This is a genomic window from Hydrogenophaga sp., from assembly GCF_026125825.1.
Lineage (GTDB): Bacteria > Pseudomonadota > Gammaproteobacteria > Burkholderiales > Burkholderiaceae_C > Hydrogenophaga.
The window spans coordinates 1-20,652 of record NZ_JAHCKK010000074.1; the positions used below are offsets into that span (position 1 = coordinate 1).

19 protein-coding genes are annotated in these 20,652 nt (G+C 66.9%); 5 read left to right on the forward strand and 14 right to left on the reverse strand.

All coding sequences use genetic code 11. From position 1 onward, the window contains the following. The first annotated feature begins 327 nt into the window (after positions 1-327). Positions 328-591, forward strand: coding sequence for a hypothetical protein (locus KIT86_RS18965; protein WP_297401233.1), 264 nt, complete (start codon positions 328-330; stop codon positions 589-591). Here KIT86_RS18965 and KIT86_RS18970 read toward each other — a convergent pair. From KIT86_RS18970 to KIT86_RS19005, 8 genes are all read right to left on the reverse strand, one after another. Further along, complete coding sequence (locus tag KIT86_RS18970) at positions 588-1,481, reverse strand: YihY/virulence factor BrkB family protein (RefSeq protein WP_297401234.1); 894 nt, start codon at positions 1,479-1,481, stop codon at positions 588-590. The genes KIT86_RS18965 and KIT86_RS18970 overlap by 4 nt on opposite strands. Positions 1,482-1,671: 190 nt before the next feature. Continuing rightward, entirely contained in the window at positions 1,672-2,538 is an 867-nt protein-coding gene (locus KIT86_RS18975; RefSeq protein ID WP_297401235.1) for an alpha/beta hydrolase, read from the reverse strand. Continuing rightward, a complete protein-coding gene (locus KIT86_RS18980) occupies positions 2,535-3,638 on the reverse strand; it encodes a branched-chain amino acid ABC transporter permease (RefSeq protein WP_297401236.1) in 1,104 nt (367 codons plus the stop codon). The genes KIT86_RS18975 and KIT86_RS18980 overlap by 4 nt, the downstream gene beginning before the upstream one ends. Positions 3,639-3,652: 14 nt before the next feature. Next, positions 3,653-4,639: a branched-chain amino acid ABC transporter permease gene (locus KIT86_RS18985; protein ID WP_297401237.1), complete on the reverse strand. Its 987-nt coding sequence runs from the start codon at positions 4,637-4,639 to the stop codon at positions 3,653-3,655. After that, positions 4,636-5,373, reverse strand: coding sequence for an ABC transporter ATP-binding protein (locus KIT86_RS18990; RefSeq protein WP_297401239.1), 738 nt, complete (start codon positions 5,371-5,373; stop codon positions 4,636-4,638). Before KIT86_RS18990 ends, KIT86_RS18985 begins: the two co-directional genes overlap by 4 nt. Then, positions 5,370-6,131 (reverse strand): ABC transporter ATP-binding protein, encoded by a 762-nt coding sequence (locus KIT86_RS18995; protein WP_297401241.1) that lies wholly within the window; start codon positions 6,129-6,131, stop codon positions 5,370-5,372. The genes KIT86_RS18990 and KIT86_RS18995 overlap by 4 nt, the downstream gene beginning before the upstream one ends. Positions 6,132-6,278: 147 nt before the next feature. Continuing rightward, positions 6,279-7,487: a substrate-binding domain-containing protein gene (locus KIT86_RS19000; protein WP_297401243.1), complete on the reverse strand. Its 1,209-nt coding sequence runs from the start codon at positions 7,485-7,487 to the stop codon at positions 6,279-6,281. A 167-nt stretch (positions 7,488-7,654) separates the two neighbouring features. Next, positions 7,655-9,139 (reverse strand): sigma 54-interacting transcriptional regulator, encoded by a 1,485-nt coding sequence (locus tag KIT86_RS19005; RefSeq protein ID WP_297401245.1) that lies wholly within the window; start codon positions 9,137-9,139, stop codon positions 7,655-7,657. 176 nt (positions 9,140-9,315) lie between these two features. Between KIT86_RS19005 and KIT86_RS19010 the strand changes: the two genes are divergently transcribed. Continuing rightward, a complete protein-coding gene (locus KIT86_RS19010; RefSeq protein WP_297401247.1) occupies positions 9,316-10,674 on the forward strand; it encodes a hypothetical protein in 1,359 nt (452 codons plus the stop codon). A gap of 20 nt (positions 10,675-10,694) precedes the next feature. Here KIT86_RS19010 and KIT86_RS19015 read toward each other — a convergent pair whose 3' ends face one another. The 4 genes from KIT86_RS19015 to KIT86_RS19030 all read right to left on the reverse strand — a co-directional run bounded on the left by KIT86_RS19015 (position 10,695) and on the right by KIT86_RS19030 (position 15,020). Next, positions 10,695-11,564, reverse strand: a complete 870-nt coding sequence (locus KIT86_RS19015) for a DUF6882 domain-containing protein (protein WP_297401249.1) — start codon at positions 11,562-11,564, stop codon at positions 10,695-10,697. A gap of 348 nt (positions 11,565-11,912) precedes the next feature. Further along, complete coding sequence (locus KIT86_RS19020) at positions 11,913-13,412, reverse strand: tripartite tricarboxylate transporter permease (RefSeq protein ID WP_297401263.1); 1,500 nt, start codon at positions 13,410-13,412, stop codon at positions 11,913-11,915. A 22-nt stretch (positions 13,413-13,434) separates the two neighbouring features. Continuing rightward, a complete protein-coding gene (locus KIT86_RS19025; protein WP_297401251.1) occupies positions 13,435-13,965 on the reverse strand; it encodes a tripartite tricarboxylate transporter TctB family protein in 531 nt (176 codons plus the stop codon). 95 nt (positions 13,966-14,060) lie between these two features. Next, positions 14,061-15,020 carry a tripartite tricarboxylate transporter substrate binding protein gene (locus tag KIT86_RS19030; protein ID WP_297401253.1) on the reverse strand — a complete coding sequence of 320 codons (960 nt, stop codon included), beginning with the start codon at positions 15,018-15,020 and terminating at the stop codon, positions 14,061-14,063. A gap of 143 nt (positions 15,021-15,163) precedes the next feature. On the opposite strand from KIT86_RS19030, the gene KIT86_RS19035 reads away from it, so the two are divergent. The 3 genes from KIT86_RS19035 to KIT86_RS19045 are packed head-to-tail and all read left to right on the forward strand — an operon-like array spanning position 15,164 to position 17,741. After that, the gene (locus KIT86_RS19035) at positions 15,164-15,838 is read left to right on the forward strand and encodes a response regulator transcription factor (protein ID WP_297401255.1); all 675 of its coding nucleotides are present in this window, start codon (positions 15,164-15,166) and stop codon (positions 15,836-15,838) included. A gap of 56 nt (positions 15,839-15,894) precedes the next feature. Beyond that, positions 15,895-17,286 (forward strand): sensor histidine kinase, encoded by a 1,392-nt coding sequence (locus tag KIT86_RS19040; RefSeq protein WP_297401265.1) that lies wholly within the window; start codon positions 15,895-15,897, stop codon positions 17,284-17,286. Continuing rightward, positions 17,283-17,741 (forward strand): RNA-binding S4 domain-containing protein, encoded by a 459-nt coding sequence (locus KIT86_RS19045; RefSeq protein ID WP_297401257.1) that lies wholly within the window; start codon positions 17,283-17,285, stop codon positions 17,739-17,741. Before KIT86_RS19040 ends, KIT86_RS19045 begins: the two co-directional genes overlap by 4 nt. Before the next feature lie 14 nt (positions 17,742-17,755). On the opposite strand, the gene KIT86_RS19050 is transcribed toward KIT86_RS19045, so the two are convergent. Next, complete coding sequence (locus KIT86_RS19050; protein ID WP_297401259.1) at positions 17,756-18,670, reverse strand: DMT family transporter; 915 nt, start codon at positions 18,668-18,670, stop codon at positions 17,756-17,758. Positions 18,671-18,698: 28 nt separating this feature from the next. Beyond that, the gene (locus KIT86_RS19055) at positions 18,699-20,447 is read right to left on the reverse strand and encodes a tetratricopeptide repeat protein (RefSeq protein WP_297401261.1); all 1,749 of its coding nucleotides are present in this window, start codon (positions 20,445-20,447) and stop codon (positions 18,699-18,701) included. Positions 20,448-20,652: the final 205 nt, after the last annotated feature.

Consider the following 20,652-nt stretch of genomic DNA (forward strand, 5'->3'; position numbering starts at 1 on the left):
CTGGCCCACGAAGGCCGCGGACAACCCGATGGAGCTGCAGGCCACCCGCGAGCGGGCTTTGGCGCTGGGCGCAAAGGCCTGAACGAGGTTTTCAACAGGCCAGACCAGGCCCACGCACAGCCGGACGAAAGAGGAAGCGGATGACATCATCCGCTGGCTGGACAAGCTGATCGACGAGCTGGACCAGGGTCGCCCGAAGGAGAAGCTCCGGCGGGCAGCGCGCAGGTTCTGAAACGGCGCGGCAGGCGCGAGGTCGCGAAGTCGTCCTACACCGCCTCCTTCGCCGCCGCGATAAGGTGGAGTCTCGATGACTGAAGGAGATGCCTTGTGGCCACCCGTACCAGAACTCAGGGTTCGCTCGTCGAGCGGGCCAAAGCAAAGGACGATGCGCGCGCCAGTGCCCCGGGCGAGCACTGGTTCGTGTTGGGTGCGGGCATCGCGGCCTGGGCGCTGACGCGCAGGAGCCCGTCGGTGGTCGTGCGAACGGCCGGCATGTTGGCGGCCACCGCCCTGGTGGGCCGGGCTGCGAGCGGCCGCGACGGTTTGAGCAAGCTGTTGCGCTTCACACCGCTGGGCCGGCGCATCCGTTAAGGGGGCGAGGGTTCGTCGCCCCGCTCCAGCCGGTTTCGGAGCACTCCGTTGATCTCGGCACCGAAGATCAAGGTGGTGGCGCTGATGTACAGGAAGACCAACGTGGCCACCACGCCCGCGAAACTGCCGTAGAGCAAGGCCAGCTTGCCGGCTGTGCGCAAGGTGTACGAAAGGGTCGCCGCCGCCCCGACCCACATGGCGGCGCCCACCAGGGCGCCGGGGATCACGGTGTAGAGCCGTTGGCGGGTGTCCGGCAGCCAGCCGTACATCAGGGCATACAAGATGGCGAGCACCAGGAACGCCGAGCCGTAGCGCACGCTGTGGCGCGCCCAGAGGGATTCCTGCCCGACGCCCACGTTTTCCGCCAGGAGCATCCACACATACGGCATCACGACCACCGAACTGAACGCCAGCAGCACACCCGAGCCCACCACCACCGTGAAGAGGGTGACCTTGATGCGCGCCTTCCAGAACGGCAAGCCACGCTCGATCCCATAGGCGCGGTTCAGCGCGGAGCGGATCGCCTGCATGCCCGATGAAGCCGTCCACAACGTCACCAGCACGCCCACGGCCAGGAGCGCCTGGTTGCGCTGGGCCAGCACCTGCTCGATGACGGGCTGCATCGCATCGCGCACCATCTGCGGCGTGTAACCCACCACGCGGCTGACCAGGGCCGCTGCATCCCCCGGACTGCCCAGGTAGCCCGCCGAAGCGGACAACAGGATCAACAGCGGGAACATGGCCAGCACCGACGAAAACGCCAGGCTGCCGGCCTGGTTGGCGCTCTGGTGCAGGATGTAATTGCGCACCGCCAGCACCAGCACACGCAGACCCGGCGTGCCGAGCACCGCGCGCTGGATGCGACCTTTTGCCTTGCGAAGCCCGCTCATGGCAAGCTGTTGGAGTCAGAACGGTTCATGGAAGCACCAACGTCACCAAATGACCGAGAAGACCCGATCGTAGCGGAGGTCGGCGCCTGCAACGGTTGCCCACGCCACCCACCTGCGAACCGCATGGGCAATGGATGCGGGCTGCCACAGTGGGGGTGCCCAAAGTCCCTATGGCGGCTTAGCCGGCGGTTCAATGTCCCGCCAGAAACCGCTGCACCAGTTCGAACTGCTCCGGCACGTTGAGCGCGGGCGCATGCCCACACCCGGCAATCGTCACCACGAGCGCTCGCGGCCCGCGATCGCGCATGGCTTCGGCCGTGTCGGCCAGCAGCAGGTCCGAGTCCGCGCCGCGCAGGCACAACACCGGCACGTCGATCCGGTCGTAAGTGGGCCACAGGTCGTAGTCGGCTGGGTGGTGGCTGAACTGCATCACCATGGCCGGGTCGTAGTGCGGCGTCACTCGGCCATCGGGCAAGCGCCGCGCCGAGCTTTCGGTGAGCAGGCGCCACTGCGCGTCGCTCAGGTAGCCATACGGCTTGTACACGGTGCGGAAGTACTGCTCCAGCTCGCTCACGGTGTGGAAGGCCGCCGGGTTGCCGGCGTAGCTTCGGATGCGCTGCACCGCCGCGTCGGCCAGCTTGGGACCGATGTCATTGAGCACCAGCCGCTCGATGCGCCCGTGCAATGGCCCGGCTGCGCACACCATGCCAATGGCACCGCCCATGGATGTGCCGACCCAGTGAAAGCGCTTGATGACGAGCTGATCCACCAGCGAGGTGGCGATGCGCGAGTAAAAGTCCAGGCAGTACTCGGCTTCGGGGTTCGGGCTCCATTCCGAGAGGCCGCGCCCGATGGTGTCGGGGCAGATCACGCGCACGCCCTGCGCGCACAGGTGTGCGGCCAGTGGGTCCATGTCGCGCCCGGTGCGGGCCAGGCCGTGCCAGGCAATGACGATTTGCCCCGTGGGCACCTCGGGTTCCCAGTCCATGAAGTGGATTTCGCGGCCCTCGCAGGTGAGGTAGCGCGAGCGGGGGGTCAGGGCGGGGGTGGTGTTCATGACCGACCGCCTTTCAGCCGCGCCAGCGAGGCGCGCTCGCGCAGCTTGCCCACGATGCCGGTGGGAAAGTAATACACCGACAACACGAAGAGCACGCCCAGCCAGAGCAGCCAGCGGTCGGGTGTGAGCAGCGCGGGCAACAGCGGCATGCCTTCGGTGGCGCTGCCGGCCAAACGCAGCAGGTCTTGCAGGTAACTTTGCGCCACCACGAAGAGCACACTGCCGATGAACGCGCCGTAGAGTGTGCCCATGCCGCCGATGACGACGATGAGCAGGATGTCCAGCATGATCTCGAACGAGAGCGAGGTGTCCGGGCCGTTGTAGCGCAACCAAAGCGCGAGCAGGCAACCCGCGAGCGTGGCGAACGAGGCCGACAACACGTTGGACAGCGTGCGGTAGACGACGGTGCGGTAGCCCAGCGCCTCGGCGCGGAAGTCGTTCTCTCGAATGGCCTGCAGCACGCGGCCAAAGGGTGAGTTCACGATGCGCAGGATGGTGAGGAAGATCGCGGTGACGGCCAGGAAGATCAGGTAGTAGGTGATCAGCCGGCCATTCAGATCCACCTCGCCCAGGGGCGTCTGCAGCGGCTCTTCGGTGAGCGTGAAGCCGGGCGAGAGCAGCTCGGGCACGCGAAAGGTCAGGCCGTCTTCACCGCCGGTGAAGTCGGAGAGCTGCGAGGCCAGCGTGAGAAAGGCCGAGGCCACGGCAAGCGTGATCATGGCGAAGAAGATCGCGCGCACCCGCAGCGAGAACAGGCCAATGAGCAGCGAGAGCACCAGCGAAACCAGCAGCGCGCCGAGCACCCCCACCGCGATGGCGCCCCACGAAGGCGTCTCGGCCGCGTTGAGCGCGATGGCTACGCCGTACGCGCCGATGCCGAAGAACATGGTGTGCGCAAAGCTGACGATGCCGGTGTAGCCCAGCAGCAGGTCGAAGCTGGCCACCAGCGCGACGAAGATCAGCACCTTCGCGGCCACGTTGAGCGCCTTCACGCCCGGAAACAGGAATGGCGCGAAGGCCAGGCCCAGGAAGAGCACGATCAGCAAGGCGACCAGCCAGCGGCTGCGTGGGAGGTCGTTGGAGAGGAGACGGGACAACATGGTTCGGCTCCTTCTTATCGGTTCGTGACCGGGTACACGCCCTGCGGGCGCCACAGCAGGATGGCGACCATGAGCGCGATGTTGGAGAACAGCGCGACCTTGGGCGCCAGGAAGCCGGTGTAGTTGGCCATCAGGCCCACCAGCAGCGCGCCGATGAGCGCGCCCAGTGTGGAGCCCAGGCCGCCGATGATGATGACGATGAAGATCAGCACGTTGACCTGCGCGCCCATCTGCGGCAGCACGGTCTGCTGGTACAGGCCCCACATCACGCCACCCAGGCCGGCCAGCGCACTGCCGACCACGAACACGCCGATGAAGAGTTGCCGGATGCGGTAGCCAAGGGACTCGACCATCTCGCGGTCCTGCACGCCCGCGCGCACCAGCAGGCCCACCTTGGTGCGGTTGAGCGTCCACACCATGGCCGCGAACACGGCAGCGCCCACGAGCACGGCGAGCAGGCGGTACTTCTCCACCGAGGCATCGCCCAGGATGAAGGAGCCTCGCAGGCTCTCGGGCAGCGGCAGCGCGATCTGGCCGGGGCCCCAGATGACCTTGATCATCTCTTCGCCAATGATCATGCCGCCCATGGTGATGAGGATCTGCTTGAGGTGCATGCCGTACACCGGGCGGATGATGAGCCGCTCGAACACCCAGCCCAACGCACCGGCCACGGCCATCGCCACCAGCATGGCGGGCAGCAGGGCCATGAGGTTGAGCCAGAGGCTGTCGGCCGTGGTGTAGCTGCCCATGCTGGCGAGCACGGTGGTGGCCACGAAAGCACCGAGCGCGATGAACACGCCGTGGCCGAAGTTGAGCACGTCCATGAGGCCGAAGACCAGCGTGAGGCCGGAGGCGATGATGAAGACGATCATGCCCATGGCCAGGCCGGCCACGGTGAGCGTGATCCAGGTGGACGGGCTGCCCACCGCGGGCAGCGCCAGCAGCGCCAGCGCGGGCACGAGGGCCAGCGGCTTCCAGTCGAAGTCAGCGTTGAGTTTCATTGATGTGCTCCCAGGGAGAGGCCGAGCAGCTTGGATTGCAGCGACTCATCGGCCGCGAGTTCGGCCATGGGGCCGCTGTGCACGACGCGGCCGTCGTCCATCACGGCCACGCTGTCGCCGAGCTGGCGCGCGAAGTTGAAGTTCTGCTCGACCAGGAGGATGGTGGTCTTGGCCGCCTTGAGTTCGCGGAAGGCCGCGATCATGTTCTGGATGATCGCGGGCGCCAGGCCCTTGCTGGGCTCGTCGATCAGCAGCAGCTTGCGCGGTTCGACGATGGCGCGCGAGACAGCGAGCATCTGCTTCTGCCCGCCACTGAGCTTGCCGGCCGGGTGCAGCCAGAATTTCTTCATGGCAGGGAACAGGCCGAAGATCCATTCGAGGCGGTGGGTGTCGATGTCATCGAGACTGCGCGCGCCGCGCGCGGCCAGCAGCATGTTTTCGCGCACCGAGAGGTCCGCGAAGATGCCCATGCTTTCGGGCACGTAGGCCACGCCGCTGCGTGCGATGTCGGGCGTGGGGCGTTGCGTGATGTCCTGGCCGTCGAGCGTCACCGTGCCCTGGCTGGCGTGCCACAGGCCCATGATGGTTCGCAGCGTGGTGGTCTTGCCCGCGCCGTTGCGGCCCAGCAGCATGGTGAGCTGGTTGGCGGGCACGGCGAGGTCCACACCATGAAGGATGTGGTACGCACCGATGTGGGTATGCACGCCCTTGAGCGTCAACAGGTCTGCGCTCATGCGTTCACCTCTTCTTCCGGGTTGATGCCGAGGTAGGCCTGCTGCACCACGGGCGAGGCAATCACGGTGGCGGGTTCGCCATCGGCCACGAGTTCGCCGTTGTGCAGCACGATGATGCGGTCCGAGAGTTCGCGCACCACGTCCATCTTGTGTTCGACCAGAAGGATGGTCTTGCTCTTGTCTTCCTTGAGCTTGCGAATGAGGTTCAGGATCACGGGCACCTCGTCGACGCTCATGCCGGCAGTGGGTTCATCGAACATGAAGACCTGAGGCTCCAGCGCCATGAGGATGCCGACTTCCAGCTTGCGCTGGTCGCCGTGAGGCAGGCTGGAGGCAAGCGCGTCGCGCTTGTCGGCCAGCGCCACGGTCTCCAGCACCTCGTCGGCGCGCTGCAACAGGTCGCGCCGGTCGCTCCAGATGCGCCACAGGTTCAGGCCCGCGCGCGCCCTCGCCTGCACGGCCAGCCGAACGTTCTCCTGCACCGTGAGGTTGGGGAACAGGTTGGTGAGCTGGAACGCACGGCCCAGGCCGGCCTGCGCACGCGCCGGTGCACCCAGCGCCGAGATGTCCTTGCCGCCAAGCAGCACGCGTCCGGCGCTGGCCTTGATCTGGCCCGAGATGAGGTTGAAGTAGGTGGTCTTGCCCGCGCCGTTGGGGCCGACGATGGCGGTGAGCGTGCCGGGCGCGAACGCGCACGAGACGGCATTCACCGCCACGTGCCCGCCGAAGCGGACCGTGAGGTCTTGGGTTTCAAGCATGAAGGACTCTCCGCAGAAGGCAGCGGTATGCCGTGAGCCGCAAGTGCGGCGAACATCCAGGAACACGGCGGAACCGGCTTCGCCGGGCCGCACGTGTTGTCCCCCTTTCAGGGGGAAGCCGCGTCAGCGGCGCAGGGGGTCAAGCGCTCAGCGCTTGTTCCGAATGGGGATGTCGAGATCCGAAGGCTTGATCTCGCGCACCAGCTCGGGCACACCCCAGGCAAACGCCGGGTCGGCCTTGATCTTGAAGTGGTACATGCTCTGCATCGCCTGGTGGTCTTCCTTGCGGAAGGTCATCGTGCCCTTGGGCGTCTCGAAGCTCATGCCTTCCATGGTCTTGATGAGCGTGTCGGTCTTGGTGTCGCCGTTGGTCTTCTTCAGCGCGGTCACCACGGCCATGGCGGCCGAGAAGCCACCGGCGGTGAAGAAGTCGGGTGGCGACTTGAACTGCTTGTAGTGCTCGGCCACCATGGCGTCGTTCACCGGGTTCTTGGGGATGCCGAAGTAGTAGTACAGCGCCCCCTCCATGCCTGGGAACTGCTTGTAGGCGACCATGGCCGGCAGGATGTTGCCACCGGTGGCGAGCTTGATGCCATAGCGCTTGTCCAGCTCCATCTCGGCGATCTTGCCGAAGGGTGTGGGCGCGCCCGACCAGCCCACCGAGATGTACTTGGTGCCCGGCTGGTCCTTGAGTTTGTCGACGATGCGCAGCAGGCCGGCGGTGAAGTCCGTCGTGCCCACGGGGAGGTATTCCTCATGGACGATCTTGGCCTTCTTGGTGAAGTCCTTGGCGGCTTTCACGCCATCGCGGCCGAAGGCGTTGTCGTTGGCCAGCATGGCGATCACGTTGCCCGGCTGGTCCAGCGCCACGGCGTTGGCGGCGGCGTCCTGGCTGCTGTTGCGGCCGGTGCGGAAGATGTACTTGTTCCACTTGTCGCCGGTGATCGAGTCGGCCACGGCAGGCTCGACCAGCAGGATCTTCTTGTATTCCTCGGCCACGGGCAGCATGGCCAGGGCCACGGGCGAAGCGGTCGGGCCAATGGCCAGGTCGACCTTGTCGTCGGCGTAGGCGGCGGCCAGCAGGCTCTTGCCCACGTCGGGCTTGCCCTGGTCGTCCTTCTCGATCACGACGATCTTCTTGCCACCAACCATCATGGTGCCACCGGTGGCGTAGCTCAGGCCCATCATCAGGCCGGCCTGGGTCTGCTTGGCATAGGCCTCCAGCGGGCCGGTCTTGCTGTGAATGTGGGCGATGCGGATTTCGCCTTTGTTGGCCTGGGCCGATGCGAGGGAGGTGCCCAGCGCTGCGGTGCACGCGAGCGCGATGACCGCCAGGCGGCGGGTGGTGTGTGTCATGTCTTGTCTCCTGGTTGGAAGGATCGTCACAGCGCGGTGCGCCGTGCGTTCCTTATCGCAGACTTCGTGCCAGGCGTGCAGGCCTTTGATTTCAAAGGATATTCTTCCATGCGGCAGGGCAACTGTCCAACTTTCAGACAGTCACACAGCGCGAAGCCGTCTGAATTTCAGGCAATCGTCTGAAATTCAGACGCATTGCCTTGTGCGGCAAGGCGGTCGTACAGGCTGGCGCGTGAAATGCCGAGCAGCTTCGCGGCGGCGGTGCGGTTGCCGCCGGTGCGGGCCAGCGCCTGCGCGATCGCGCGCTGCTCCAGCTCGGCGATCTGCTCGGGCAAAGGGCGCAGCCCGCCCTCTTGCGCCGTGCGCGGCACAGCCTTGCCCAAGACGGCGGCCGGTGCCAGCGCGGGCAGGCCGGCTTCCTGCAGCACCGCGCCCACCTGCGCGGCCGCGATGTGGTGCGAGTCGCTGCGCAATGCGAGTTGCTCCAGCACGTTGCGCAGTTCGCGGATGTTGCCGCGCCAGGGCTGCGCGGCCAGCAGGGCCTGAGCGTCGGCGGTCAGCTCCAGCTGCGCGCCGCCGCCGCGTGCGGCGATGTCTTCGCACAGGGCCTCGATCAGCAGTGCGATGTCGTCCTGACGCTCGCGCAGCGGCGGCACGCGGATGGGCAGCACGTTGAGGCGGTAATAGAGATCTTCACGGAAGCTGCCATCGCGCACCATTTGCTGCAGGTCGCGCGAGGTGGCGGCGACCACGCGCACGTCGAAGCGCACCAGCTTGTTCGAGCCCAGCGGCTCGATCTCGCCTTCCTGCAAGGCGCGCAACAGCTTGACCTGCACGGACATCGGCATGTCGCCCAGCTCATCGAGGAACAGCGTGCCGCCATCGGCCAGCTTGAACTTGCCATCGCGCCCCTTTTTGTCGGCGCCGGTGTAGGCACCGGGCGCCACCCCGAAGAACTCGGCCTCCAGCAGTGTGTCGGGCACGGCCGCCATGTTCACGCTGACGAAGGAGCGGCCTGCCCGCGGCGAGGCCGCGTGGATGGCGTGCGCAAGCAGTTCCTTGCCCGTGCCGGTCTCCCCCAGCAGCAGCACCGGGCTGGCCGATTGCGCGGCACGCCGGGCCTGGCGCTTGACCTCCAGCGCGGCGGCACTGCTGCCCACGAAGCTGGCGAAGGTGTACTTGCTGCGTCGCTGGCTCGCGAGCTCGCGCCGCGCCTCGCTCAGGTCCTGCTCCAAGCGCGCGAACTTGCTGATGAGGGGCTGCAGCGTGGTTTCGGGGTGGTCGAACAACACGATGCCCAGCACCCCGATCACTTCGCCCGCGTCGTCGCGCAGCGGGATGCGGCTCACGACAAAGGTGCCCGCGCGGTTGGTCAACAGATCGATCAGGATGGGCTTGCCGGTGGCCAGCACCTGGTGCATCTGCGTGTTCTGCACCACGCGCGAGACCGGGTGGCCGACGAAGTCTTCCTCGCGCTCGAAGCCCAGCGCGGGCAGGAAGCGGCGGTATTGGTCGTTGATCCAGACCACGCGCGCGTCCCGGTCCACCAGCATCATGCCTTCGCTGGCGTTGGCAAACAGATCGAACATCGACCTCGCGGCCAGTTCGAGGATGCTTTGCGCGTCGCGCGGCAGGCGGTTGTCCCGGGTCATGGCGGCATGGTAACCCTGCCCTTCTTCAAGCAGGCTCTGTCACGGAAAAGTAATAACTTAGAACTACGATTCGCCGCGTTCTGACTTCCAACGCCGCGATGACGCCCATGTTGTTTTCCCCTGCCCTTGGCCTGCCGGTTCTCCCACCCGCCTTGCACGAACAGACGAATGGGCCCATGAACGACCCACGCGAGCGCAGCCCCGCGCGGGCAGGCGTGGGGGCGTTCACGAACACCCCGCTGGCGTGCGCGGACCCCGGGCACCAGGAGGGTGTGGGTATTGCCCGCCGACTGCATTCGCAGCTCGATGCGGTGGGCGGCATCGCCTACCTGACCCGCGGTCCGCAAGGCGTAGCCTCGGGTCTGGGCAGGACACCGCTGGAGCAAACCGGGCACGAAAACAGCGCGCCGATCGGGGACGATTTTCCGGTGGAAGCTCTGGGCGCCTTTCAAGCGATCCACGGAGTGGGCGGGGCCATCGAAACGGGCACGGCGATCAAGCACCTGTCCAACACCTGCCGGGCGCTGTCGAACCGGCACGCCACTCACGACGCATTCCAACAAGGCCAGCTTGCATTGGATGAGGCCCACCGACGCTGGCGGCATGGCGCGGCAAATCCTTCGCTGGCGCGCCCGTTGTGCGACGCGGCTCGCGAGGCCTGGAGCGCGCGCTCCTCCCTGGTCCAGCTGAACACGGCGATCCGGCAGGCGCCGGAGCAGATCGTGGATGTGATCCGCTACACCGCGGTGTCCTGGACATCGCGCCTGTTGTCGGTGCTCAAGCTGGCCTTCAAGGCCAGCGCCTGGATCTCCCTGGCCGCGAGCATCGTGGGTGTCCTGGGGTCGGCATTCCAGGTCTTGGCAGGCATCTTCAAATGGCACTCGGCGAGTGCGATGGTGCGTCGGGCCCGAAGCGCCCTGCACCAGGTCGAAAGCCACCCCCCTGCCGACCATCCCACACCGCTGCAGACCCATGTGATCCAACACGTTTGCCGCCAACGCAAGCACGCGCTGCAGCAAGCCCTCGACAAGCGAACCCGGGCACGGGTGGAAACCATCACCGGCATCGCGGCCCTGGTTTTCAGCGCGCTGGCGTTCCTCTTTCCCCCGCTGGCATTCGTCGCCATCGCCACCGGCCTGGCCTATGCCGGCTACCGGGTGTACCGCGGTGTCTGCTCGTTCCTCTCGACCCGTGAGGCGAACCGGCGAGAGATGGCCCAGCGCATCGACTTCAGCGACCCGGCGTTCGTCGAGGCCCTCGACCGGTCGGCCCGCTCAGAGGGCCGGACGGCTGCCCAACTGAATGTGGCGGCAGACAACCCTTACTACGCCATCCATTGCCTGATTGAACACATTCAACAGGGTGAAGCGGCGTGGCTGCACGGCCTGCTGGAGCAACTCGGTGTTTCTCAGCCGGATCGAGACGCCGTCTTTCTGCTCGCTCAAGGCCACGACACGGCTCAGGCCGGCCGCTGGCTGGAGCGCATGCTTTTTGAGGGCGACTGGTCCGCGCTCGCAGGCGTGGCGACCGCCTGAGGTCACCGACCGCGCGGCCCTCACCCCGTCACGGCCCTGGGCTCATCGAAACTCAGGTACATCCAGGTGCCCTCGCTGTCGCCCCGATAGGCCCCGGCCGCACCGTCGTGCTGAGCGGCCATGGCCGCGAATTGCCAGGCTTCATCGTGCGAGCAGTCCACCACGCGCGTGACCCACCGGTCAAAGCCGAGGGCTCGCACCTGGAGCGCGGCCCTTTGCAGCGCCTCTGGCACCGAGGGGTGTTCCCACCCCCAGGTGAAGCGACGCTCCTTCGGGCAGTAGGTGCCGACCACCTGCGCAGGCGCCTGCATCACGCGGCCGTCCGCGAAGCTCCAGCGCACGCGGCCTTCGTTCATGTCGAGGTGCCATTGGGTCTCGCTGCCCAGGCCCCACTGCTGGCGGTGCTTGGCGGTCTGCTTCTCCAGCCAGCCCATTGCGGTGGCCAGCCATTGCTCCTCGAAAGACTGGTGCGAGGACAGCGCCGCGGCCATCCTGTCCCAGGCGTGAGGCAGCCGCTCTTCGACGGACAAGGCGTCTGCCTGGGTCAAGGCGGCTTCGTGGCCCTTGGGCTGTTTGCAGTCGAACTCGATGTTGAAATTGCCGTCGGGGTAGAGCGTGAAGGTCAGGCCCCACATGCGTTCGCCCGTGCTGTTCAGAAGATCGTCGCGCAGGAAAAGCACGGCATCTTCCGGTGCCGTGGACGCGCCGGTCCACGCCAGCCGTTTTCTCTCGATCTGGTTCTGGTGAACCAGATAGATGCTGATCCGCGCCATCTTGTTCAGGATGACCGCGTGGCAGGTGACGGAGTCCCACGGCCGCCCCCGAATGAAGGCGAGGCAGGCGTTTTTCAGTTCCTGATGCGCCTGTTCAACAGTTCTGGAAGTGTTCATTGCGGAAACCCGAACCTCACGAAGTTGCCTTGGAGTCAACGGGCGAAGGCGGGTCTGCCATCCCACGTCATTCATGGGCGGCCATGCTGGCCTCGGGCAAAAGTGCCGTCCAACGCCTGTCAAAACTGACAGGCTTGACGATTCGGGAGGACGTTGACCTCAAGGCCGGCCGTGCTTCGTGAGCATCACGCAGCCCTTCATTCCAGCCATCCGCACTTGGTTCCAAGCGAGGCCGGCATGATGGCGTCCGCACCAGGACGCGGGGTGGCTGCGCCGTTGCGCGCAGGTGACAATCCCGCGCGCCCGGGCGAGGGATTCCCCTAGCCAGGGGGAGGCCAGGGGCGCGGGCTAGCGCCCGGCTGGCCCTTTGAGCCGGGCCAGCAGGCGAGGCAACACCAGCACCACCAGCACCACGGCCAGCAAGGTGGCCGACATGGGGCGCTGCAGGAAGACCATGAAGCTGCCTTCGCCGATGGACAGGGCGTTGCGCATCTGGGCTTCGGCCATGGGCCCGAGAATCAGGCCCACGATCACCGGTGCGGTGGGGAAGTCGTAGCGGCGCATCACCACACCGAGCAAGCCCAGGCCGTACATGAGGAAGAGGTCGAAGGCACTCTGGCGCATGCCGTAGACACCCACGGTGGCGAAGATCAGGATGCCCGCGTAGAGCTGCGGGCGCGGAATCTTCAGCAGCTTGACCCACAGACCGACCATGGGGAGGTTGAGCACCAGCAACATGACGTTGCCGATGTAGAGCGATGCGATCAGCGCCCAGACGAGCGCAGACGAGGTCTGGAACAGCTGTGGACCGGCGTTGATGCCGTAGTTCTGCAAGGCGCTGAGCAGGATGGCCGCCGTCACCGAGGTGGGAATGCCCAGCGTGAGCAGCGGCACCAGGGTGCCGGTGACAGCCGCGTTGTTGGCGGCCTCCGGTCCCGCCACACCTTCGATGGCGCCCACGGTGCCGAAGTCGGCCTTGTGCTCGGGGGCAGCAAGCTTGCGCTCGGTGGCGTAGCTCAGGAAGGTGGGTATTTCGGTGCCGCCGGCCGGGATGGTCCCGAAGGGAAAACCGATGGCGGTGCCGCGCAACCAGGCCGGCCAGGAACGGCGCCATTCGCTGCGCGTCATGTGAGCCTTGTTCATCTTGTTCATGCTGGCCTCGCTGCCGCCCTCATAGAGCGCGTTGTAGAGCGCTTCGGCCACGGCAAACAGGCCCACGGCCACCAGCACCACCTCGATGCCGTCCATGAACTCCAGGATGCCCGCGGTGTAACGCACTTGGGCGGTGATCTGGTCGATGCCGATGAGGCCCAGCGCCAGGCCGAAGAACAATGCGGTGAGGCCGCGCAGGGTGCTCTGGCCGAGCACCGCGCTCACGGTGGTGAAGGCCAGCAGCATCAGGCAGAAGTACTCGGGCGGGCCAAGCTTCACGGCGAATTCGGCCAGCATGGGTGCAAACAGCGTGACCAGAACGGTGGCGATGGTGCCGGCCACGAAGGAGCCGATGGCCGCGGTGGCCAGCGCGGCACCCGCACGCCCGCTCTTGGCCATCTTGAAGCCCTCCAGCGCGGTGACCATGGTGCCGGTCTCGCCCGGCGTATTGAGCAGGATGGAGGTGGTGGAGCCGCCGTACATGGCACCGTAATAGATGCCGGCGAAGAAGATCATCGAGGCCGTGGGCTCGACCTGCCCGGTGATGGGCAGCAGCATGGCGACCGTCACGGCCGGGCCCAGACCGGGCAGCACGCCGATGGCGGTGCCCAGGGCGCAGCCGGCGAAAGCCCAGAGCAGATTGATCGGGGTGCCAGCGGTGGCAAAGCCCGCGAGCAGTTGGTTGAGGGTGTCCATCATGTCGGTTCCGCCTTCGCGCTCAGATCCATCCGCTGGCGGTGAGGCCGGGCAGGTTCACGGCCAGCAGCTTGGTGAACAGCCAGTACACGGGCGCGGCGATGACGATGCCGGTGACCGCATCCTTCACGCTCTGGCGCAGATCGCCGATGGGCTTGCCCTCGCTGGCGCGCAGGCCGCGCACGGCCAGGGCGAAGCACAGCGCACAGCTCAGGATGAAGCCGATGGTGGTGATGAGCGCCGCATTGAGCAGCACGCCGGCCGAGACCCAGGCCAGCGCCCGCCAGTCACCGCGCGGCGCGCCCGACGGTTCTTCCATGTGCCGGTAGCCGCCGGTGCGCACTTCCCAGATGAGCATCACGCCACAGATGGCCAGCGCAGCACTCACCACCCAGGGCAGGAAGTCGGGGCCGACGCCGGCGTAACCGGCGTCGGAGGGAATCGCGGTCGCGCCATAGGCGAGCACGGCGGCCACGACCAGCGCGCCGATGCCCATGGCCAACTGGCCGGGGCGGTGGTCGGGCGCGGCCTCGGCCTGGGGAGTGGGGTTCATGACGGGTCCTTGTCAAAACGAATCACCCTGGTGCGCGAGCCGACCAGGGTGAAGGGCATGGCGCTGTGCACGAGGAAGCGCACGCAGCGGCAGGCTCAGACCATGCCGGCACGCACCATGGTTGCGCGCAGCGAGGAGAAGTCTTTGTCGACGAACTCGTCGAAGGCCTTGCCGGTCAGCAGCGCGGGCGTCCAGTTGTTCTTTTCGATGGCAGCCGCCCATGACTTGCTCTGCGTGGCCTTGACGACCATGGCGGTGAGCGCATCGCGCTGGGCCTGGGTGATGCCGGCCGCGCCGTAAACCCCGCGCCAGTTGCCGATCTCCACATCGATGCCCTGCTCTTTCAGCGTGGGCACGTCGATGCCTTTGACGCGCTGGGCCGAGGTGATGGCGATGGCGCGCATCTTGCCGCTCTCGATGTACTGCTGGAATTCGCTGTAGCCGCTGCCACCGATGGTGACGTTGCCCCCCAGGATGGCGGCCGTGGCCTCGCCACCGCCGCGGAACGGCACGTAGTTGATCTTGGAAGCGGGCACGCCCACCAGCTGTGCGATCTGCGCCGCCGCGATGTGCTCGGTGGCGCCGCGCGACCCGCCGCCCCACTTGATGCTGCCCGGGTCTTTCTTGAGCTGCTCGACCACGTCCTTCATGGACTTGTAGGGCGAGTTGGCTGGCAGCACGAACACGTTGTACTCGGTGCTCAGGCGCGCGATGGGCGTGAGCTGCGTGATGGACACCGGTGGCTTGCCGGTGATGATGCCGCCGAGCATCACGGCGCCCATCACCATCAGCGCGTTGGGATCGCCCTTGCTGGCGTTGTAGAACTGGGCCAGGCCAATGGCTCCCGCCGCGCCGCCTTTGTTCTCGTAGGTCACCGACGCGGCCACACCGGCATCGCGCATGGCTTCGCCCAGCGCGCGGCCGGTTCCGTCCCAGCCGCCGCCCGGGTTGGCGGGGATCATCATCTTGATGTTGGCACTGGCCCAAGCCGCCTGGGGCAGCGCGCCGGCGGCGGCAAGGGCCGCAAGGGTTTTGAGGAAGGTGTCGCGACGCATGGCTTGTCTCCTGGAGGATGGCTGGACCGATGTGCATATCTTCTGCCTGCACGCTGTCAGTTCGCTGTCCTTCTGATTGGGGGAAACCCTAGGACGCAGGCGCGGACCGGTGCATGCCCACCCCACGCCGATAATCGGAGGCCATGAAGTTGCTCCTGATCGAAGACAACGCCACGATGCAGACCACCCTGCGGCGCAGCTTCGAGCGGCGAGGCATTCAGGTGCTGGGTTGTGAAGACGGCGCCCGGGCCCTGGCGCTGTGGCAGGCCAGCCTGCCCGACGCGGTGCTGCTTGACCTGAGCCTGCCGGGGGTGGACGGGCTGGAAGTGCTGAGCCAGGCGCGCGCCGCCGGCCTGAGCACGCCGGTGATTGTGCTGACCGCGCGCGGCACGGTGGGCGACCGCATCCTCGGCCTGAACACCGGGGCGGACGACTACATGCCCAAGCCCTTCGACCTCGACGAACTCGAAGCACGCGTGCGGGCCCTGGTGCGGCGCTCCGGCAACGCCGATCAGGCCGCGCGAGCGCCGGTGTGGTGCGGCATGCATGTGGAGAAGGACAGCGGCGCGGTCTACTTCGAAGGCCAGCCGATGGAACTCGCCCCGCGCGAACTGGCGCTGTTGCACGCCCTGCTGGGCAAGCCCGGCCACGCCATCGCCAAGGAGCGCCTGTTCGAGCTGGTGTTCCCGGGCGAGAGCCAGGTGCAGCCGGAGGCCATCGAGGTGGTGGCCTACCGCCTGCGCAAGAAGATCGCCCACACCGGCGCGCAACTGGTCACGCTGCGCGGCCTGGGCTATCTGCTGAAGGCCACGGCGTGACTCCCGCCCCGGTGACCCCACGGCCGCGCGCGGTGTCGCTGCGCCGCACGCTGCTCATGGGCATCCTGCTGCCGGTGTTCGTCTTCGTCATCATCAACACCGTCGTGCTGTATCGGCAGGCGCTCGACGCCGCCGACACCGCCTACGACCGCACCCTGCTGGCCACCGCGAAGTCGCTCGGCGAACAACTGCGGGTGACCGGCGCAGGCGACCAGGTGCAGGTGGAATCCACCCTGCTCTACTCGGCGCTCGAAGCCTTCGAGGCCGACAACCGCAGCCGCATCTTCTACCGGGTCAGCGGCCTCAAGGGCGAGATGGTTTCCGGCTTTCGCGACATGCCCGACTGGCGCCGCGACATCCCGCAGAAGAACCTCTACGCCGCCCTGGTCAACTTCTACGACGACGAATACCGTGGCGTGCCGGTGCGCATGGCGGTGCTGTTGCAGCCGGTCTCCGGCGTGTATGAGCAGGGCATGGCCACCATTCAGGTGGCTGAAACGCTGGAGCTTCGCCAAACGCTGGCGCGGCAGATCCTGATCGACACACTGTGGCGCCAGGCCGCGCTGGTGGTGGTGATTGCGCTGGTGGTGGTCTTCGTGGTGCAACGCGCCACGCGCCCGGTGCGCGCGCTCAGCCAGGCGCTGGGCCTGCGCAGTGAGAACGACCTCTCGCCGCTGCCCACCGAAGGCGCGCCACGCGAGCTGCTGCCGCTGCTGGACGCGGCCAACCAGCACATGCAGCGGCTCTCTCACCTGCTGGCACACCAGAAGCGTTTCGTGCGCGACACCTCGCACCAGTTGCGCACCCCGCTGGCGGTGTTGAAAACACAGGTGCAATCGGCGCGTCGCGGCGACGTGCCGCCGCAGCAGGCTCTGGAGGAGATCGGCCACACAGTCGATCGCGCCACGGAACTGGCCAACCAGATGCTGGCGCTGGCGAAGGTGGAGCAGTTGCGCCAGGACGGTCGCCCGCCCGTGATCGACTGGTCCCAGGTGGTGCGCGCGGTGGCGCTCGACCTCTCGGCGTTGATCGCGGATCGCTCGATCGACTTTTCGATCGACACCCAGGCCGCGCCGGTGCAGGCCCACGAATGGGCCTTGCGCGAACTCAGCCGCAACCTGCTGCACAACGCGATCAAGAACACGCCCACGGGCGCCAACCTGTCGGTGGTCGTGGCGGTTGACGCGCAGTCCGCCACACTCACCGTGCGCGACGAAGGCCCGGGCATCTCGCCCGCGCTGCGCGAGCGCCTGTTCCAGCCCTTCGTCACGGATCAGCAGCAAGCCCCCGGCGTGTCGGGCTCTGGCCTGGGCCTGGCGATCTGCCGGGAGATCGTGCTGTCCCTGGACGGCCGCATCGAACTCAACAACCGCACCCACCTGGGCCAGGTCATGGGGCTGGACGCCATCGTGCGCCTGCCCCTGGTCACATTGCCCGACCATTCATGAAACCTGACACAGACAACGCCTCCGGCAAGGTCCGCCTGGACAAATGGCTCTGGGCCGCGCGCTTCTACAAGACCCGAAGCCTGAGCAGCGAAGCCATCGACAAAGGCCACGTCCGGCTCAACGGCCTGCCGGTCAAGCCTTCGCGCGACGTGAAGCCCGGCGACGTGCTGGAGCTGCGCATCGGCGTGGACACGCGCACCGTGGTCGTCAGGGGATTGAGCGGCATGCGCGGTCCCGCGCCGGTTGCCGCCCTGCTCTACGAAGAAACGGCGGCCTCGCTCCTGCTGCGCAGCCAGGCCGCCGAGCAGCGGCGACTGGCACCCGAGCCCGCCCACAGCCAGCCGATGGGTCGCCCCACCAAACGCGATCGGCGCCAGATCGAGGATCTGCGCGGTGCGCCTGCCCGTGGGGAGTGGAACGAGCGCTGGAGCGCCTCGCTCGACGACGAAGATTGAGGCTGGGACCCGGACTAGGCCTTGCGCAAACCCAGCCACATCACCGTGGCGACCACAACCAGGCCACCGGCCACCTGGACGGCGGCGATGGACTGCCCCAGAATTGCCCAGGCCAACACCAGCGCAAAAATGGGCTCGATGTTCATGATGGCGGAATTGCCCACCACGCCAAGCTTGGGCAGCACGGTGAACATGATGGTGAAGGCGGTGCCATAGAGGAAGGTCAGGCCCAGCAGGCCCCACCAGCCGGTGGGCGCGGTGGGCAGGGACAGTCCCCCCTGAGCGCTGGCCGCGATCATGGCCATGACCGCCACGATGGCCATGGTGGTCGCCGTGCGCAGCCGGCCATCGAGCTCGCCCGTTTCGTGCTGCGTCAACACCAGCGCCATGCCGAAGGTGGCGGCCGCGGCAAGCGCAAAGGCCACGCCGACTCCGATCCTTGCCCAATGACCCGAGGCGCCCAGGCCAGAGGCCGCGCCGAAGACATCCAGCGCGAGCGCCAGGCCAATGAGCATCACCGGCATGGCCTTGAGCACCCGCGGCTGCGGCCGCTGGCGGTAGACCAGGCGCGCCCACAAGGCCGTCCACAGAGGGTAGGTGTTGAAGGCGAGCAGCGCCAGCGCCACAGGCAATCGCGCCACGGCGGCGTACAGGCACAGACTCTGCACGCCCACCAGCAGGCCGATGGCGGGCAAGGCCTTGCGGTGCCGAGCCTGCAGACGCACGGGCACCCGGTAGACCAGCAGGATGGCTGCGACGACCAGCGCCGTCACGCTGCTGCGAAAGGCCACCGCCGTGGCCACGCTCACGCCGTGATCGAAAGCGAGGCGCGCAGCGACATGGTTCGCGCCCATCATGAACGCGATGAGCAACAGGGTGGCGAAGGCCGCACGGCTCAAGGCCGCAGGCGAATGGGCGGAGGACGTCATGCGCCGATTGTCGATCAGGACTTGCTTGCTATCGCAACTGCTGGCCAAACAGGTAGGTCATGTTGACGCGCCGGGCCTCGTAGCGGTCCACGAAGCGGATGGTGTCGGTCTCGTGAAACAGCGCCGAGTTGAACAGCACCGCGCGGTTGCAGCGGTGCGGCACCGTCACGCAACCCGCCTTGTGCTGCGCGAGGAATTCATAGATGCGGGCACTGTCGGCGTTGTACTGCTCGAAGGTCCAGTCGGCTGGCGCCGGCACGTCGTATACCTTGAGCCCACCGCTGTCGGGGTCGAGGTTGTGCTCGCTCGGAGCGATCCAGAAGTTCAGGTTGACTTTGGCGAAGTCGGCGTGCACGTTGATCCCGCGCGTCACGGCAGGCTCGTACTTGAAGCCCCAGAGCTGGGTCAGCAGGTAATCCTTGAACACGCGCGGCATGCGCTGCTTGAGTTCGCGCGCGAGCTGCAAATGCAGCGGGCTGTTGAAGCCCCGGTTGGCAAAGGCGCCCAGGTAGCTGTTGGCGTACTCGCCGTGCCACACGCGCGAAGCATGAGCGAAATCTTGAAAGGCCTTGAGCGCCGGCTCGGACAGGAAGTGATCGATGGTGAGGATTTCGGGGGTGCCCGCCAGGTAGGCCTCTTCCAGGGCGAGCCAGTCGTTGTCAGGGTTGAGCACGGCAGGCACGGCGGGCATGGCATGCATCCAGGGCGTGGCCAGAAACTCCTGCAGGCTCGACAGCTCCTTGGCCGAGGCGCGCAGCGTGCCGCCAGGCGGCAGATCTTTCGCCTGCTGCAGCAGCGCACCGCCGGTCTTGAGAAACGCTGCCAGGCCGGGCACTGCGTGCCCGTGTGCCTGGAGCCACTGCGCCTGCTGCACGTCGTGCTTGAGCCGGAAGGCGCTGAGGGCCAGGCCCGCGTGGCGCAAGGTCGGCGCACGGTACACGCTGTGCAGGTACACCTCCAGGCTCTTGCGTCCTGCGGCGACGACCTGGGTGGTGTTCACACTGTCGCTGAGCACCATGGCCGCCAGGTTGGTGTGCGCCTGGACCAGCGTCGGGTCCAGCGCGATGGCCCTTTCGCAACTGGCCACGGCCTCGGGAATGCGGCCCAACTGCCTGAGTGCGTTCCCGCGCTCCACCCAGGCCTGGGCGTGCTTGGGGTGCGCCTGCGTGGCGCGCTCGGCGCGCGAGAGGGCCTCGTCGTACCGCGCGAGTTCGTTGAGCGCGTTGCTGAGGTTGCACAGCACCACGGGATTGTCGGGCTCGGCCTCCAATGCCTTTTCGTAGCTGCCCAGTGCCTCAGGCTGACGTCCGAGGCGCTGCAGCATGTTGCCCTGGTTGCACAGCAGCGCGGTGTGTGCAGGATGGGCCTGCAAGGCGCGTTCGAAACAGGCCAGGGCCTCGGGCAACTGCTGCAGCTTCTTGTGCAGCAGGCCGAGGTTGATCGCGATGTCGGCGTCTTCGGGCAGCAAGGCCCGCGCCTGCTCATAAGTTGCCAGCGCTTCGGTGTCCCGACCCAGCTGTTGCAGCGTGAACGCCAGGTTGTTCAGCGCGTCGGCATTCTGAGGCGCGGACTGCACCGCACGGCCGAAGTAGCCCGCCGCGCGCTCAGGATGCCCAGCCTGGGACTCCAGCAGGCCCAGGTGATACAGCACCGCGAACTCGGCCGGAAATTGCTTGAGCACGCCCTCGTAAAGCGAGCGCGCCGCGTCCAGCAGGCCTTGCGAGTGGTAGTGCACCGCCAGCTGCATCTGCTGGGCGGGCGCGAGGGAAGCGTTCATCGCGGCTCCTTGACGATCAAAACGGTCACGGCCCTCACAGCGGGACGTGAAAAAGCCCCACGGCCATGGGCGGTGGGGCTTGATGTTCAGAAGCCCGCGTCTGGGGCGCCTGGCCATACTGGCGGAGCGAGAGGGATTCGAACCCTCGATGAGGCTCTACACCCCATACTCCCTTAGCAGGGGAGCACCTTCGGCCACTCGGTCA

Bases quoted from the DNA above. Each gene is read 5' to 3' on its own strand.
- KIT86_RS19000 (WP_297401243.1), bottom strand. From the start codon at position 7,487: ATGACACACACCACCCGCCGCCTGGCGGTCATCGCGCTCGCGTGCACC.
- KIT86_RS19035 (WP_297401255.1), top strand. From the start codon at position 15,164: ATGAAGTTGCTCCTGATCGAAGACAACGCCACGATGCAGACCACCCTG.
- KIT86_RS19015 (WP_297401249.1), bottom strand. From the start codon at position 11,564: ATGAACACTTCCAGAACTGTTGAACAGGCGCATCAGGAACTGAAAAAC.
- KIT86_RS19055 (WP_297401261.1), bottom strand. From the start codon at position 20,447: ATGAACGCTTCCCTCGCGCCCGCCCAGCAGATGCAGCTGGCGGTGCAC.
- KIT86_RS18995 (WP_297401241.1), bottom strand. From the start codon at position 6,131: ATGCTTGAAACCCAAGACCTCACGGTCCGCTTCGGCGGGCACGTGGCG.
- KIT86_RS18980 (WP_297401236.1), bottom strand. From the start codon at position 3,638: ATGTTGTCCCGTCTCCTCTCCAACGACCTCCCACGCAGCCGCTGGCTG.
- KIT86_RS19030 (WP_297401253.1), bottom strand. From the start codon at position 15,020: ATGCGTCGCGACACCTTCCTCAAAACCCTTGCGGCCCTTGCCGCCGCC.
- KIT86_RS19040 (WP_297401265.1), top strand. From the start codon at position 15,895: ATGGGCATCCTGCTGCCGGTGTTCGTCTTCGTCATCATCAACACCGTC.
- KIT86_RS19005 (WP_297401245.1), bottom strand. From the start codon at position 9,139: ATGACCCGGGACAACCGCCTGCCGCGCGACGCGCAAAGCATCCTCGAA.
- KIT86_RS19025 (WP_297401251.1), bottom strand. From the start codon at position 13,965: ATGAACCCCACTCCCCAGGCCGAGGCCGCGCCCGACCACCGCCCCGGC.
- KIT86_RS19010 (WP_297401247.1), top strand. From the start codon at position 9,316: ATGAACGACCCACGCGAGCGCAGCCCCGCGCGGGCAGGCGTGGGGGCG.
- KIT86_RS18985 (WP_297401237.1), bottom strand. From the start codon at position 4,639: ATGAAACTCAACGCTGACTTCGACTGGAAGCCGCTGGCCCTCGTGCCC.
- KIT86_RS19045 (WP_297401257.1), top strand. From the start codon at position 17,283: ATGAAACCTGACACAGACAACGCCTCCGGCAAGGTCCGCCTGGACAAA.
- KIT86_RS18990 (WP_297401239.1), bottom strand. From the start codon at position 5,373: ATGAGCGCAGACCTGTTGACGCTCAAGGGCGTGCATACCCACATCGGT.
- KIT86_RS18970 (WP_297401234.1), bottom strand. From the start codon at position 1,481: ATGAGCGGGCTTCGCAAGGCAAAAGGTCGCATCCAGCGCGCGGTGCTC.
- KIT86_RS19020 (WP_297401263.1), bottom strand. From the start codon at position 13,412: ATGGACACCCTCAACCAACTGCTCGCGGGCTTTGCCACCGCTGGCACC.
- KIT86_RS19050 (WP_297401259.1), bottom strand. From the start codon at position 18,670: ATGACGTCCTCCGCCCATTCGCCTGCGGCCTTGAGCCGTGCGGCCTTC.
- KIT86_RS18975 (WP_297401235.1), bottom strand. From the start codon at position 2,538: ATGAACACCACCCCCGCCCTGACCCCCCGCTCGCGCTACCTCACCTGC.